The organism is Pseudoalteromonas sp. SG43-4 (assembly GCF_014164325.1).
Lineage (GTDB): Bacteria > Pseudomonadota > Gammaproteobacteria > Enterobacterales > Alteromonadaceae > Pseudoalteromonas > Pseudoalteromonas distincta.
In genome coordinates this window covers 15,806-30,090 of sequence record NZ_JACJFB010000027.1, presented here as the reverse complement: position 1 = coordinate 30,090, position 14,285 = coordinate 15,806, and the positions used below count along the sequence as shown (strand labels likewise).

Here is a 14,285-nt window from a genome sequence, read left to right as displayed (position 1 = left end):
TTACACCCTTCGCTTTCTAAAAAACAATAAACTCAAAAAGAACACGCTACCAATAGCTGCAGTAATAACACCTACGGGCAGTTCTTGGTTTTTCAGCAATGAGCGCGAAAGTACATCAACCCACACCATAAATGTACCGCCCACCAAGCTGGTTACCAGTAAGCCAGCGATGGTGCCTTGGGATATAAAAAAGCGCACAATATGCGGCACCATTAATCCTACAAACCCAATACCACCACACATAGCCACCAGCACAGCGGTAATTAATGAGCTCAACACCAGCATAAGTATTCTAAAGCGCTGAACCCTAACACCTAATGTAATTGCGCTTTCATCGCCAAGTAACATAGCATTTAGCTGCCTTCTAAAGCTCAGCATTACAAACGTACACAATGTGATTACCAATAAAGGCAAACTAAGCGTAGCCCACTGTGCACGAGCAAAGCTGCCCAGTGTCCAAAATAAAATAGCGGCTACCGCCTGAGGATCGCTCCAATAAAGTAACAAGCTGGTAAATGCACTAAATAAAAACGACAGCGCAACACCAGCTAATAGCATTGATTCTACCTGTGCACTTTGCTGCCTACCTGCAATAAGTATTAATAAACTCATGGCAAGTAAGCTACCTAATAACGCTGCTGCCGATAACATAAAACCTGCGCTAATACCTGCTAATGCCATAAGTAACACCACGCCAAATGAGGCACCCGACGATATACCAAATAAGTAAGGATCGGCTAAAGGGTTACGCGTTACCGTTTGTAAAATAAGCCCCGCAATTGCTAAGCCAGAGCCGGCTAAAAAGGCGAGTAATGTGCGTGGCATTCTTAGTTCAAAAATAATACGCGAATTAAAAGACGCATCATTTGAGAGTAAAAAGCTATTAAATACATCTTGAAGTGAGGTCTCTGCTGCGCCAAAACTAAGTGCTGCAAATAAGCTAAATAAAGCAGCTGCAGCACTGATAAATAGCGCAAGTGATTGGCGAGTATTAACTGCGCTCATATTATTCGTAACCATAAAAGTAAGTGATATGAGGGATGCTATTTCCCGACTCCGATATTTGCGGGTGGTTATTTACTTGAGCGCAGACACCAAAAACGTCGCCTAGCATGTTTTCGGTTAATACCTCACTTGGCGTGCCTGTATGTGTAATTTCACCATTTTTAATAATCACTAGTTCATCGCACATTGCAGAAGCTAAGTTTAAATCGTGAAACGATGCAAACACCGTTACACCCAACGATTTAGCAAGCTCCATTACCTGTATTTGGTATTTAACATCTAAATGGCTAGTTGGTTCGTCCATTATTAACAACTGAGGTTGCTGAACTATGGCACGGGCTATCAAGGCACGTTGCTTTTCACCACCCGAAAGTGACTCAAAGCTTTGATCGATATGATCTGCCAACCCTACAGTGTTGATAGCTTGGGTAATTTTTTGTTTATCAATGTTAGTTACTGAGCTAAATAGCGATTTATGAGGCGTTAGCCCAAGTGCAATAACATCAAATACGCTTAAGTTAAATTGCGACGGGGTTTCTTGTAAAACAACCGCTACTTTTTTTGCGTACTCATCGCTTTTTAGCTGCCAAATATCGGTGTTGTTAAACTCTACAACGCCATCACTGGGTTTATTAAAACGATATAAACAACGCAATAAGCTCGATTTACCTGCGCCATTAGGTCCAATTAAACCAACAAATTTACCTGTGGTTATTTTAAGGTTTATTTTTTTGAGGATCGTTTTATTGCCAATACCCCACGATACGTTTTTAACGTTTAGTAATGGTATATTTAATGGCGTTTGAGTGTGCAATAGTCAGTCCTAGACGGGATTAAACTCACTAAAATGCGATAAAAATACTAATGCACTACAAGAAAAAATGAGTAAACCCGCTCGTTAAAAGAATTTATACCAATTGCACTAAATTAGTGATTTATTATAGCGACAAAGAAATAGCTTAATAACAAAGCGGAAATTATGACATATACTTGTTTTATATGAATAATTTTTAACGAAGTTAGTAAGTTATTTAATTCGCTAGAAAGATCATGTTTTTAATAAAATTGGTATTATACCATTTGTATCTGACTTAAAGCTTTGCGCTAATTACAGTTGCGGGAACAGTCGAGGACTCGCACCTCATTCCAAATGAAGCTCTATTATGGGCGGCTAAGTAAATAATTTAAAGCAAAAAAAAACCGCACTCAAAAGAGCGCGGTTAAAAAGGGAGTGTTTTAACTAATTTAGCGAATAGTTAAAACTTGTATTCCATACCTAAGCCTACGTAGTCTTGGTCAACGTTGTTGTCCATGTCGAAGCTTGAGTAAAAGCCAAATACTTTAATGTTTTTATTTAATTTGTGATCAAGACCAACTGATATTGCTGACTTATCGTCGCTGTCGTCAAAGTCCATGTCTTGGTATTGCAATTTAAATGTGTTGTTACCCATGCTGTAAGCTGCATTTAATAGATAACCATCCGCTTCTGCGCTGCCGTCAACTTTTTCTTGTGTTTGGTACATTGCACCTAACTTAAAGTTTTCAACTTTACCTTGGATTGACGCGCGTACTACATCGTAGCCATTTACTTCACTATCGGCTGCGATAGAGGCATATACTGCGCTCTTTTTAAGTGCCACGTCACCGTAAGTAACCGCCATTGAGTAACCGTTATCAGCGTCTACATCATCTTCAGCTACAAAAGTAGCAAGTACTTTAAAACCTTCGTATGAGTTTGATGAATAACTAACAGTATTCCCTAAACGGTTTTCACCTTTAAATACATTTTTAATATCGCCTTCAAGGTCGTTAAACAAGTCTAACTTACCTTGAGATTGTTTAAGCGCAGTATCGTTACGACCAATAACCACTTGGCCAAACGCACCTTTTAAACCAACGTATTGGTTACGCGCAGAAATATTGTCGTCGTTATCGCCTTTTGAATCAGCATCAGACACATCAACTTGAAACTCAAACTTATATACCGCTTCTAAACTATCATTTATTTTTTCAGAACCTTTAACACCAAGACGAGATGCATTACTTTTTATCTCAGTAAAAGATCCTTCGCCGTCATCAGATGATTGCACTGTTACATTCGCTTTACCGTAAATGTCTACATCGGCAAGTGCATTAAAAGATAAACCACTTAATAGTGCTAAGCATAAGCTCGATTTTACAAATTTCATGTTATTTCCTTGGATAATCACAAAAGACTAATTTTTTAAAACTGCTGCATTTTGTCACCGCTAAATGACAGTAATATTACAATGGAAATATTAATGTCTTTTTTTATTAATAAAAATGCATTAAATTTGAAATCAAAATAACATGAAAGCCTAATAAACGGCCGAACTTACTTACTTTTCTTTAATGACAAGCTTGGGGTCATTTGCGATAGTAAATTAACTAAGGTTTCTATTAACTCTTTTTGCTCGTTGTCTCTGTGATACGCTATAAACACGTCTCGCGAGGTATTTTCTACATCTTTAACATGAAACAGTTCACCTTTTTCTAAATGCCCTTCTACCAATACTTGAGGTATAAATGCACTGCCGCCACATTGCAGTATTAAATCAAGTGCAATACGTCCTGTGCTGGTTCTAAAATAAGGCGGTGTTTTACCGGTAAACTGACGCGCATGCCAAAGTGAGAAAGTAGTTCCCCAATCAACATATACATACTGATTATCAAAAAAGTTTTCGTTCGTTGCAGTGTCGTATCCGCTTACGGGAATGATTGGCAACTCACAGATTCGCTCTACCACTAGCTCGTCTACTTTTGGTGGATCAAACAATATTGCCAAATCAAGCGTGCGTTCTAATAACAGCCGAGTGCTTTCTTGTTGTGCTTTAACTTCTGCGACTAATGACACGCCCGGCATCGCTGATACAATATTTGTTATACCAAACTGTAAAAAAGCATCCCAAATATTGGGCGTTCCTGCTAAGCTAATTTGCTTATGCATATTATCGGCAAGCGCAACATCCACTTTGGCGCGTTGCATGCCCGTAATAATCATTTGTGCATGGGGTAATAAACGCTCGCCAGGTGCTGTAAGTTGAATGTTATTACGCTGGCGAATAAACAAATTAACACCAAGTCCTTGCTCTAATTGGCGAATTCTAAAGCTCACTGCAGACTGCGTAATATAAAGGTTTTCGGCCGCTTTACCAAAGTGACGCGTACGCACTACCTCAACAAATGTTTTTAATAAATCGATATCCAATTTTTTATCCTCACGATAAAAATAATTTGTTTAATAAATTGCCAAACTTGCATCATACTCCAGCTAATTACTAAGGTATGAGGATAAAGCTATGAGCAATAACATTTCATTACTACGCCAAGCATTTGTTAGCCAACGTCAATTTTATGATGATCAAAACTTTCCACGAGGCTTTAGCCGCAGCGGAAACTTCACCTTATTAGAAGCCAGCATACTTGAACAACACGGAGTTGTTTTAAAAGGCTTATACAGTAAAACAATTGAGCCGCAAAACGAACACCAAGAACAGTTTGTAGCAGTCGTAACTGGCTCACAAGAACCTACCAACCCAATCGAACGAGCTTGGGTAAAATACTTAAAACTAACGACCTGCAAAACTAAGTTTCATACTTTATTTGGCCGTTCAAAAATGTCGAGCCCGGCGCCGATTAGCCAAGAGTATTATTCAGAAGCGGATAATCTGTAAGTATTTAAGTTATTTGCTTTTTTGCGTTTTAACAGTTACAACTTGTATAAGCAAATATTTTTGCAAAATATATATAGGGTTGTTCCGTGACGCGAAAAATACTAATAGTTGAAGATACACCTGCCATGGCGCGAGTGCAAAAGCACATCGCGCTTAAGGCTGGTTATGAAGTTGATATAGCTGAGTCATTAGCGCAAACAAAAGAGCTTATAAGTAAAAATAGCTATTTTTGCGCTGTAGTTGACTTCATATTACCTGATGCCCCATTAGGTGAGGCAATACCTTGTACTATTAATGCAGACATTCCAACTATTGTAATGACGGGCAATATTGATAAAAAAACTCGCGACACTGTAGAAAAATACCCAATCATCGATTACATCATTAAAGAAAATAAACAAGCTTATCAGTACCTCGAAAAACAGTTACAGCGCCTGCCTCGCAACGAAAATGTAAAAGTACTCGTTGTTGACGACTCTAAATCGACCCGACGATACATTTGTAGTTTATTAGTGCGCCATAAGTATCAAATTATTGAAGCACAAGACGGACAAGAAGCGTTAAACCTGCTTGAAGCTTCACCTGATATTTCAGTTATTATTACTGATAATGAAATGCCCAATATGAATGGCGATGAACTATGTAGCGAGATTCGCCGCTTATACAGCAATGATGAAAAAGCTATTATTGGTATTTCGGGTTCTGACTCTGTAGGGCTTTCTAGTTTATTTTTAAAAAATGGCGCAAACGATTATTTGCACAAACCTTTTAATAGCGAAGAGTTTTACTGCAGGCTTAGTCAAAACGTCGATATGTTAGACCTTATAGCCACCATAAGGCGACAAGCCAACACGGATTATTTAACTAATTTACCAAATCGTCGTTACTTTTTTGAAGAAGCTGAAAAATCATTAAAGCAAATAAAACATACTAAAGGTGACGGTGCTTTAGCTATGCTTGATATTGATCACTTTAAATCAATTAACGATACATACGGACACGATGTTGGCGACGAAGTATTAAAAGGGCTCTCTATTTGCTTCAGTAAATACTTTAAAAAGCACTTAGTAGCGCGCTTAGGTGGTGAAGAGTTTGCAGTTTATTTTATAGATGCAGATAAACAAGAAGCCCTTAAACGCCTTGAAGGCTTTAGGTATTTTATAGAAATGAATAGCCAAGAGTTTAGTAAAGCTAAAATAAAATTCACCATTTCTATTGGCTTTGCAAACGGGCCTGTTTATCAAATTGATGAACTTTTAAAACAGGCCGACTTAAAGCTTTACGACGCTAAAGAATCTGGTCGTAATAAAGTAGTTAGTTAACCATTTTATTAGTTAATTATACTTCTGCGGCTGTAATAGCCGCTTTTTTACGTTTGCGTGATTGATGGTAAGAGTCCCAACTAAAAATAGCCAGTGCACTCCAAATACATGCAAATGTTACTACACGCTCTGCATCAAACACTTCACCATAAAACACCACAGCTAGTATAAACATTAAGCTTGGCCCAATGTATTGAAAAAAGCCAAGTGTAGTATATTGCAAACGCTTAGCTGCACCGGTAAAACACAGCAGGGGTAATGTAGTTACAATACCTGCACTAATCAGTAGTACATTAGTATGCCAATCATTAGCTGGCAGGCTTGATGTTGCTGTAGGCACCATTAACCACCAATAAATAAGTGCGACAGGCAGTAATATAAGTGCTTCGAGTAAAATGCCAGGCAAGGCTTCAACCGGTAACTTTTTACGTAATAAACCATAAAGTGCAAATGATATAGCCAGTGAAAAGGCAACTACCGGAAACGAGCCAAAACTAATTAGCTGCAGCACTACACCGCTAAAGGCAAGGGCTACTGCTACGCCTTGGAACTTACGCAGGCGTTCGCCTAAAAAAAGCATACCCAGTAATACATTTAAAAGAGGATTTATGTAATAGCCCAAGCTTGCATCAAGCATGTGGTTATTATTTATAGCCCATATAAATAAACCCCAATTAAACCCAAGCAGTGCAGAGGTTATAACAAGCATAAGCAAAAGCTTAGGTTGAACGATAATGCGTTTAATTTTACCCCAATACCGTAAAACACTTACTACCAATACTAAAAACACAACCGACCAAATAACCCGATGCATTAAAATTTCAAAAGCAGAAACATGCTGAATCAACTTAAAGTATATTGGCGCAAGGCCCCACATTAAAAAAGCAAGACAAGCAAAAATAGCACCTTTACGCTGCTCAGTATCAATCGACATAATACACACTTAGTGATTTAAAAGGCCGCTAGTTTACTTGCCATACGCGTTTTATCCAACTAAATACGTGCCGGTTCCAAAAGCAATTTGAACAGACTGTTCGTTATGTAATTCCATTCTGCATACACATACTTTATTACCTGAACGAATAAGTGTTGCGCTGGCAGTAAAGCTCTCTCCTTTACCAGGGCGCAAATAATCAGTACGTAAGTCGATAGTCCCAAGCGTGGCTAATTTTGTTTGCACGCTTGTAATATCTAAATCGGTAAGTTTATCAATTACACTTGCTGCAGCGAGCATACCGCCTACATTATCAAGTACGGCTGAAATAACACCACCATGGAGTATTTTTTGCGCAGGATTACCAATGAGTACATCCTGCCAAGGGAACGTAATTTTGGCCTGTTCAGGGCTTAACGACTCAACCGATATTTTTAAAAACTGGTTAAACGGCATGCCATTTACAAATAACGCGCCCACTTGTTCAATTAACATTTCTTTATTCATTATTATTCTCTATGTCAAAACAGGTAAGATGAGTAAAACATACATAGTGTAAAACTACGAGACTCCACTTAAATAATTTATCAAGTAACTCAGCTAAAGACATCTCACTAAAAAACCACTAAAATACCCGCCAATGAATACATCAACTCCACCTTCTAGCACCCTTGTGCGTAAACCCGAAACTGTCCTCAAACAAGTGTTTGGCTACAGTGAATTTCGCGACGGTCAAAAAGCAGTTATTGATGCCGCTATTAACGGTCAAGACTCGCTTGTATTGCTTCCTACTGGCGGCGGAAAATCGGTGTGCTACCAAATCCCTGCTTTAGTACTCGAAGGCGTAACCATTGTTATATCTCCGCTTATATCGCTAATGCAAGATCAGGTAACGCAACTGCAAGCTCTTGGGGTAAAAGCCGCTTACGTTAATAACAGCTTAGCACGAGAAGAACAGCAATTGGTGTATCAACAGCTTCATCAGGGGCAAATTAAGCTCTTATATGTGGCGCCTGAAAAAGTATTACAACACGAATTTTTAGAGCGTTTATCGCATTTAAATGTGAGTTTATTTGCTATTGACGAAGCGCACTGTGTGTCGCATTGGGGTCATGACTTTAGACCTCATTACTTTCGCTTAAACGAATTAAAGCAACGTTTTGCACATGTCCCAATGATGGCATTAACCGCCACCGCCGATAAAGCCACACGGTTTGATATAGTTGAGCAATTAAAACTACAACAGCCTTATATTCATACTGGCAGCTTTGATCGCCCCAATATTCGTTACACCATAGAAGAAAAATTTAAACCTATGGTGCAATTGCTTCGCTACCTAAAGGAGCAAAAAAGCCAAAGCGGTATTATTTATTGCACCAGCCGTAAACGCGTAGACGACATTGCTGAAAAGCTTGCAGATGCAGGACTAAACGCTGCCGCTTATCATGCTGGTATGAGTAACGAGCAACGACAATTTGTACAAACCGGGTTTGCCCGTGACGATATACAGATAGTGGTCGCAACCGTTGCTTTTGGTATGGGCATAAACAAGCCTAATGTGCGTTTTGTACTGCATTACGATATTCCAAAAAGTATAGAGTCGTACTATCAAGAAACTGGTCGAGCTGGGCGAGATGGACTTGCCGCAGAAGCTATAATGTATTTTGACCCAGCTGATATAGGTCGCGTAAGGCGCTTTTTTGAAGACATAGACGACGAACAACGCCGCCGCGTAGAAGAACAACGCTTTAACGCAATGGCAAGCTTTGCCGAAGCGCAAACATGTCGTCGTCAAATATTACTTAACTACTTTAGTGAATATCAACGCGAACCTTGTGGCAACTGCGATATTTGCTTAAATCCGCCAAAAAGCTTTGATGGTACGTTAGTCGCTCAGCAAGCACTTTCGTGTGTGTACAGAGCGGGACAACGTTTTGGACTTGGTTATATTGTTGAGTTACTTCGCGGTGCAAACACGAGCCGCATCCGCGATAATAATCATCATGAATTAAGTACCTACGGCATAGGTAAAGATAAAAGCAGTGAGTTTTGGCTCAGTATTTTACGCCAACTTATTCATCAAGGCTTACTTAGCCAAGATATAACACAAGGTGCGTCACTTAGATTAACAGAAGCCGCGCGTGTAATTTTAAAAGGTGAATACGCACTGCAATTAGCCGAGCCACGCCTGCAAGCCAAACACGTTTATCAAGATAAGTTAGCGCAATTTAATTACGACAAAAAACTCTTTGCTCGCCTGCGCGCACTTCGTAAAGAACTTGCTGATGCCGACGATGTGCCACCTTATGTAGTATTTAATGATAAAACGTTAGCCGAAATGGCGCAGCTTATGCCAACAAACGACAGTGAATTTTTAAAGGTCTCAGGTGTTGGTTTTACTAAGTTAAATAAGTACGGCGGCGAATTTTTAACGGCAATTCGACATTACCTAGCTACTAATTAAGAGCATTATGACCCAAATAGAATATGACCATACACACAAATGTATTTTGATTAATCCCATTGAGCTACCAAACGATGAAGACTTTGAGCTGTGGAGTACATTATTTTTACACTCAGACGAAGTAACACTCAACGAATATTCTGCAGGCGCCGATCGCCATCAAGTTCGCTTTACCTATAATCATCAAACCTTTAATTTAAACTATGAGCATTACAGCCAAAGCATCTGGATTAATGCCGAAGGTCATGAAGCTGAACACTTACTCGCCGCTTTAGCATTTTATTTAAGCTAGCTTTTAATGCTTAGCGCATAGGTCGCTGCAAACCAGCTGGCTATTAACAAAAGTGAATATGGGTAACAATTAATTAATTTCAAAATCCATACCTTTTACTTACATTATAATAACAATGATGTAAGCTGATATTACGATAGTCATTTGCTACGTAGCAGTAAGAGGTTTAATGGTGAGCAAGAAATGGATAGCACAATGTTGTATTAGTTTAACGGTTTTAAGCTTTTATGTGCCTAATACGTTCGCACAACAATCTTCAATGAAAACTGATAACTGCCTTGTAGAACAGACAGATTTAAGCACAAATAAAAACCTACGCCGAGAAGTTCAAGACAAAACAACCCTCACGCACAGTAATAGTAACGCTAAAATAGCCTCAATAAAGCTCAAGCAACTTAATGTATTTAATACTGAGCTTGAAGAGGAAAATATTGCCCTATTCCGTTTTGCTAATCGCGCTCACATTCAAACAGAGCCCGATGTCATTAATAACCTTTTATTATTCTCCCCAGGTGACAAGTACGACGCTAAAAAGCTCGCAGAATCAGAGCGTTTACTTCGCAAAGAAAGCTACTTATATGATGCACAAATTAGTGCTACCGAAAACTGCGACGGCGACGTTAATGTAGAAGTGGTTACCCGTGATTTATGGACACTTTTACCTGAAGTGAACTTTAGTCGGAGCGGTGGAGAAAACAAATCGAGTATAGGTTTTAGAGAATCTAACCTGCTTGGGTGGGGTAAGCGCCTTTCTTTTTCGCGTACCACTGACAGCGATCGCAGCGGTTACTTATTTGTTTACGACGATCCTAATATTTTATCTACTCGCTACCGAGGCCGTTTAGAGTACGCCGATAACAGCGACGGCAAGCGCCATTTGCTTGAGCTAACCTATCCATTTTACGCAATTGACACCCCCTTTAGTTACGGTATTTTAAGCTATTCTGAGCAGCGCGAAGAGTCACTATATAAACGCGGCGAAGAGTTTAGCGAATTTGATCAAACTACCGATTTAAACCGTGTATTTATAGGACACTCTAAAGCGCTTAATAATAATTGGACCCAGCGTCTAACGTTAGGCTATACCGACGAGCAGCATACCTTTGAAGCTATAGACACTACATTTGCACCACTTGCCGATGACAGAAGTTTAAGTTACCCCTTTATAAGCGGCCATTGGTTTGAAGATAACTACATAAAGGTACGCAATTTTGACAGTATATCTCGCACTGAGGATTTAAATTTAGGTTGGAATATTAAAAGCTTAATTGGCTATTCAGATGAGTCATTAAGTAATGACGACAGCCGCGCGGTGTATTCTTTTAACTTTAAAAAAGCCCACTTTACTAACGATAATACTTTATGGCGTTTTAGTGCTGATATTGATGGCTATTGGAATAAAGAACAGAAAAAACTCGAAAACTTTATGGCCACCAGCCAAGTACAATATTATTTAAATACCAGTGAAGACCAATCTTGGTATGTTAAAGCCCGCGTGCAATACGCCAAAAACCTGACTGCTGATCAACAGCTTACTTTAGGTGGCGAAACAGGCCTGCGTGGTTACCCTATGGATTATCAACATGGCGACCGCAGCTTTTTAGTTAATTTAGAAAAGCGCTATTACTGGGAGTACGATTTACTGCAACTATTTAAAGTGGGTGGCGCAGCTTTTGTAGATGTAGGCAGAGCATGGTTTAACGATGAAGATAACGGTGAAAATGCACATGTATTGAAAAATGTAGGCGTTGGTCTGCGTTTGGCACCGAGTCGCGCAAACTCAGGAACCATGATCCACATTGATATTGCCGCCCCTGTTGATAGCTACGACGATGTAGACTCAGTCCAGTGGCTAGTAAGCGTTAAAAACACTTTTTAAATAATACAAACACGTTAAACTAATACCAATTGCATTAAATTGTTATGAAAGTTCAGGACCTAATGTGGAAATAATAGAAGTTTTAGAATTGTTTGCATCACAATATAAGTTAGTTGTAACTATAATCGCTATTTTGGTTTTCCCTCTTCTATTAAAAATAACCAAAAAACTACTCGAAAAAGCGATTAAAGGCAAAGTAGATTTACACCGAAAATACCGTGCAGAGCTTTTACTAAAAATTATACTCGCCTTTGTAGTACTGTGTTTGGTTTTAGTATTTTGGGGTATAGAGCTGCGTGGTTTATTGGTTTTAGGCTCTTCTTTATTTGCCATGTTAGGGGTAGCGCTTTTTGCCGCTTGGTCATTATTGAGTAATCTCACCGCATTTTTACTGATGTTTATTCAAAACGATTGCCGCGTTGGTTATTGGGTACGAATTATTGATGGTGCGAATCATGTTGAAGGGCGCATTGTTGAAATGGGCTTAATGAATGTAGTACTTGAACATATTGATGGGCACCGTGTAATTTACCCTAACAATTTATTTGTGACCCGTCCTGTCATGGTTTTAAATAAAGAACCAAAGCCAACTAAAACCCCTGTTATAAAGCGTATTATTGGTCCTAAAAAAACATAGTTTAAAAAGCATCGTTGATAAAGCAATGTCCACAAAAAAGCCGCAGTAAGTAATTACCTACTGCGGCTTTTTAATGCTTAGCTAAACAGAATTTAGTTTAGCTATTAGTTATTTAGTTCAGCTGTTTTAAGCTCGTCATCTAAATCATTTATCTCATCAATAAAGTTCTCTAGTTGCTGCTCTACTAAACTATTGTCGTTTGCAAAGTAAGCAAGGTGGAATACCGCATCACCTTCATTTACCAATGGCATCGTTTGCTGACCAATAACAATACCGCCTTTAGGCGCTAAAAGCTCAAGCTCAGAATCCCCTAGAGGGCTACTTATATATGCAAGCACTTGCCCTTTAGTTACATGCTCCCCTAGTGATACTTGTGCACGCACAATGCCATCAACCTCTGCACGTATCCAACTAGTCGAACCTGCAATAATAGGATCTGGTAACTTTTTAGGGCGCTTGCCACGGATCATTTTTAAATGGCGCATAACATAATCAACGCCCTGCACACCTGCCGCAATAGCGATAGGATCAAAGCGTAGCGCTTCGCCTGCTTCATAAGTAATAACAGGTATACCTAAATTTGCGGCTTCACTGCGTAATGAACCATTACGAAGGGATGCATTTATAACCGCCGGCGTACCAAATGCTTTAGCCATTTCAGCGGTTGCTTCATCTTCTAAATTAGCGCGAATTTGCGGCAAATTAGTACGATGAATAGCGCCAGTATGCAAATCAATAATGTGAGTACAATGTACTGCCACTTGATTAAAAAACATATAAGCCATACGCCCAGCTAATGAACCACGTTCAGAACCTGGGAAGCTGCGATTCATATCGCGTCTATCTGGTAAATAACGCGATTTGTGAATAAAGCCAAACACATTCACAATAGGCACAGCGATTATTGTTCCGCGCAATTGGCTTGGATCTATTTTAGCAAGTAACTGACGCACAACTTCTACACCATTTAGCTCATCACCATGAATAGCCGCACACACCATAAGCACAGGGCCTTCCATTACACCATTAACCACTTCAATAGGAATATTAAGTGGTGAATGGGTGTAAAGCTTAGCTGCTTCTAAGGCAAGCGTTTTACGCTCGCCTACGCCTACATTTTCTCCTAATAAGGAAAAAGGACGGTTAATTTTAACCTTTGCCACGTGTTGCTGTTCCTTTACTTGAGGCATTTTTTTCGATGAAATCAATTACCATACCTGCAATATCTTTACCTGTTGCTATTTCAATGCCCTCTAAACCCGGTGATGAGTTAACTTCCATCACAAGTGGCCCACGAGATGAGCGAAGTAAATCAACTCCCGCTACATTTAAGCCCATTGATTTAGCCGCTGCTACTGCCGTTTTACGTTCCTCTGGAGTAATGCGAACTAATGTAGCGCTACCACCACGGTGAAGGTTAGAGCGGAACTCACCTTCTTGTGCTTGGCGCTTCATTGCTGCGATTACTTTGTCGCCTAGTACAAAACAACGTATGTCTGCACCACCCGCTTCTTTAATATATTCTTGAACCATAATATTGGCTTTTAAGCCCATAAACGCTTCAATAACACTTTCAGCTGCTTTGCGTGTTTCAGCAAGTACAACACCAATGCCTTGTGTGCCTTCAAGTAATTTAATTACAACAGGTGCACCGCCTACCATTTCTAGTAAGTCTTTTACGTCATCGGGTTTGCTGGCAAAACCTGTTACTGGCATACCAACGCCTTTGCGCGAAAGTAACTGAAGTGAACGTAATTTATCGCGCGAACGAGAAATAGCGACTGATTCGTTTACAGGATAAACACCCATCATTTCAAACTGACGAAGTACCGAACAGCCATAAAATGTAACCGATGCACCAATACGCGGGACAATTGCGTCAAATTCTTTTAAGTTTTCACCGCGATAGTGAATTTCTGGTTGCTCAGAGTTGATATTCATATAACAACGCAATGCATCAATCACTTTAACTTCGTGGCCGCGTGCTTCTGCTGCCTCAATTAAGCGACGTGTTGAATATAGCTTTCTGTTACGAGATAAAATACCGATTTTCATAG

General features: G+C 39.5%; 14 protein-coding genes and 1 riboswitch. Of the genes, 6 read left to right on the top strand and 8 right to left on the bottom strand.

Features of this window, described 5'->3' with window-relative positions:
- The 4 genes from H5160_RS18780 to H5160_RS18765 form a co-directional block, all read right to left on the bottom strand.
- Window positions 1-1,005 carry an iron ABC transporter permease gene (locus H5160_RS18780; protein WP_182711809.1) on the bottom strand — a complete coding sequence of 335 codons (1,005 nt, stop codon included), beginning with the start codon at window positions 1,003-1,005 and terminating at the stop codon, window positions 1-3.
- A 1-nt stretch (window position 1,006) separates the two neighbouring features.
- Window positions 1,007-1,819 carry an ABC transporter ATP-binding protein gene (locus H5160_RS18775; RefSeq protein WP_182738334.1) on the bottom strand — a complete coding sequence of 271 codons (813 nt, stop codon included), beginning with the start codon at window positions 1,817-1,819 and terminating at the stop codon, window positions 1,007-1,009.
- A gap of 245 nt (window positions 1,820-2,064) precedes the next feature.
- Window positions 2,065-2,199: riboswitch (cobalamin riboswitch) on the bottom strand.
- 62 nt (window positions 2,200-2,261) lie between these two features.
- On the bottom strand, window positions 2,262-3,194 hold the full coding sequence (locus tag H5160_RS18770) for a porin (protein WP_182738332.1): 933 nt from the start codon (window positions 3,192-3,194) through the stop codon (window positions 2,262-2,264).
- A gap of 167 nt (window positions 3,195-3,361) precedes the next feature.
- The gene (locus tag H5160_RS18765) at window positions 3,362-4,234 is read right to left on the bottom strand and encodes a LysR family transcriptional regulator (RefSeq protein WP_024596245.1); all 873 of its coding nucleotides are present in this window, start codon (window positions 4,232-4,234) and stop codon (window positions 3,362-3,364) included.
- Between the two features lie 91 nt (window positions 4,235-4,325).
- Between H5160_RS18765 and H5160_RS18760 the strand changes: the two genes are divergently transcribed.
- Together H5160_RS18760 and H5160_RS18755 are read left to right on the top strand one after the other, a co-directional pair.
- The gene (locus H5160_RS18760; RefSeq protein ID WP_024596244.1) at window positions 4,326-4,700 is read left to right on the top strand and encodes a DUF413 domain-containing protein; all 375 of its coding nucleotides are present in this window, start codon (window positions 4,326-4,328) and stop codon (window positions 4,698-4,700) included.
- Window positions 4,701-4,786: 86 nt separating this feature from the next.
- Window positions 4,787-6,022 (top strand): response regulator, encoded by a 1,236-nt coding sequence (locus tag H5160_RS18755; RefSeq protein ID WP_024605056.1) that lies wholly within the window; start codon window positions 4,787-4,789, stop codon window positions 6,020-6,022.
- A 16-nt stretch (window positions 6,023-6,038) separates the two neighbouring features.
- Here H5160_RS18755 and rarD read toward each other — a convergent pair whose 3' ends face one another.
- Together rarD and H5160_RS18745 are read right to left on the bottom strand one after the other, a co-directional pair.
- Window positions 6,039-6,956, bottom strand: a complete 918-nt coding sequence (rarD, locus tag H5160_RS18750; protein WP_039488332.1) for an EamA family transporter RarD — start codon at window positions 6,954-6,956, stop codon at window positions 6,039-6,041.
- Window positions 6,957-7,007: 51 nt separating this feature from the next.
- Window positions 7,008-7,463: a thioesterase family protein gene (locus tag H5160_RS18745; RefSeq protein ID WP_002961375.1), complete on the bottom strand. Its 456-nt coding sequence runs from the start codon at window positions 7,461-7,463 to the stop codon at window positions 7,008-7,010.
- A gap of 133 nt (window positions 7,464-7,596) precedes the next feature.
- On the opposite strand from H5160_RS18745, the gene recQ reads away from it, so the two are divergent.
- The 4 genes from recQ to H5160_RS18725 all read left to right on the top strand — a co-directional run bounded on the left by recQ (window position 7,597) and on the right by H5160_RS18725 (window position 12,228).
- The gene (gene recQ / locus H5160_RS18740; RefSeq protein ID WP_024605058.1) at window positions 7,597-9,420 is read left to right on the top strand and encodes a DNA helicase RecQ; all 1,824 of its coding nucleotides are present in this window, start codon (window positions 7,597-7,599) and stop codon (window positions 9,418-9,420) included.
- 7 nt (window positions 9,421-9,427) lie between these two features.
- Window positions 9,428-9,712: a DUF3630 family protein gene (locus H5160_RS18735; RefSeq protein ID WP_002961372.1), complete on the top strand. Its 285-nt coding sequence runs from the start codon at window positions 9,428-9,430 to the stop codon at window positions 9,710-9,712.
- Window positions 9,713-9,881: 169 nt separating this feature from the next.
- Window positions 9,882-11,591, top strand: coding sequence for a BamA/TamA family outer membrane protein (locus tag H5160_RS18730; protein WP_033021578.1), 1,710 nt, complete (start codon window positions 9,882-9,884; stop codon window positions 11,589-11,591).
- Between the two features lie 64 nt (window positions 11,592-11,655).
- The gene (locus H5160_RS18725) at window positions 11,656-12,228 is read left to right on the top strand and encodes a mechanosensitive ion channel domain-containing protein (RefSeq protein WP_138489650.1); all 573 of its coding nucleotides are present in this window, start codon (window positions 11,656-11,658) and stop codon (window positions 12,226-12,228) included.
- Window positions 12,229-12,332: 104 nt separating this feature from the next.
- On the opposite strand, the gene H5160_RS18720 is transcribed toward H5160_RS18725, so the two are convergent.
- Both H5160_RS18720 and rimK read right to left on the bottom strand, forming a co-directional pair.
- The gene (locus tag H5160_RS18720) at window positions 12,333-13,391 is read right to left on the bottom strand and encodes a succinylglutamate desuccinylase/aspartoacylase family protein (protein WP_002961978.1); all 1,059 of its coding nucleotides are present in this window, start codon (window positions 13,389-13,391) and stop codon (window positions 12,333-12,335) included.
- Window positions 13,378-14,283: a 30S ribosomal protein S6--L-glutamate ligase gene (rimK, locus tag H5160_RS18715; RefSeq protein ID WP_002961977.1), complete on the bottom strand. Its 906-nt coding sequence runs from the start codon at window positions 14,281-14,283 to the stop codon at window positions 13,378-13,380. The genes H5160_RS18720 and rimK overlap by 14 nt, the downstream gene beginning before the upstream one ends.
- Window positions 14,284-14,285: the final 2 nt, after the last annotated feature.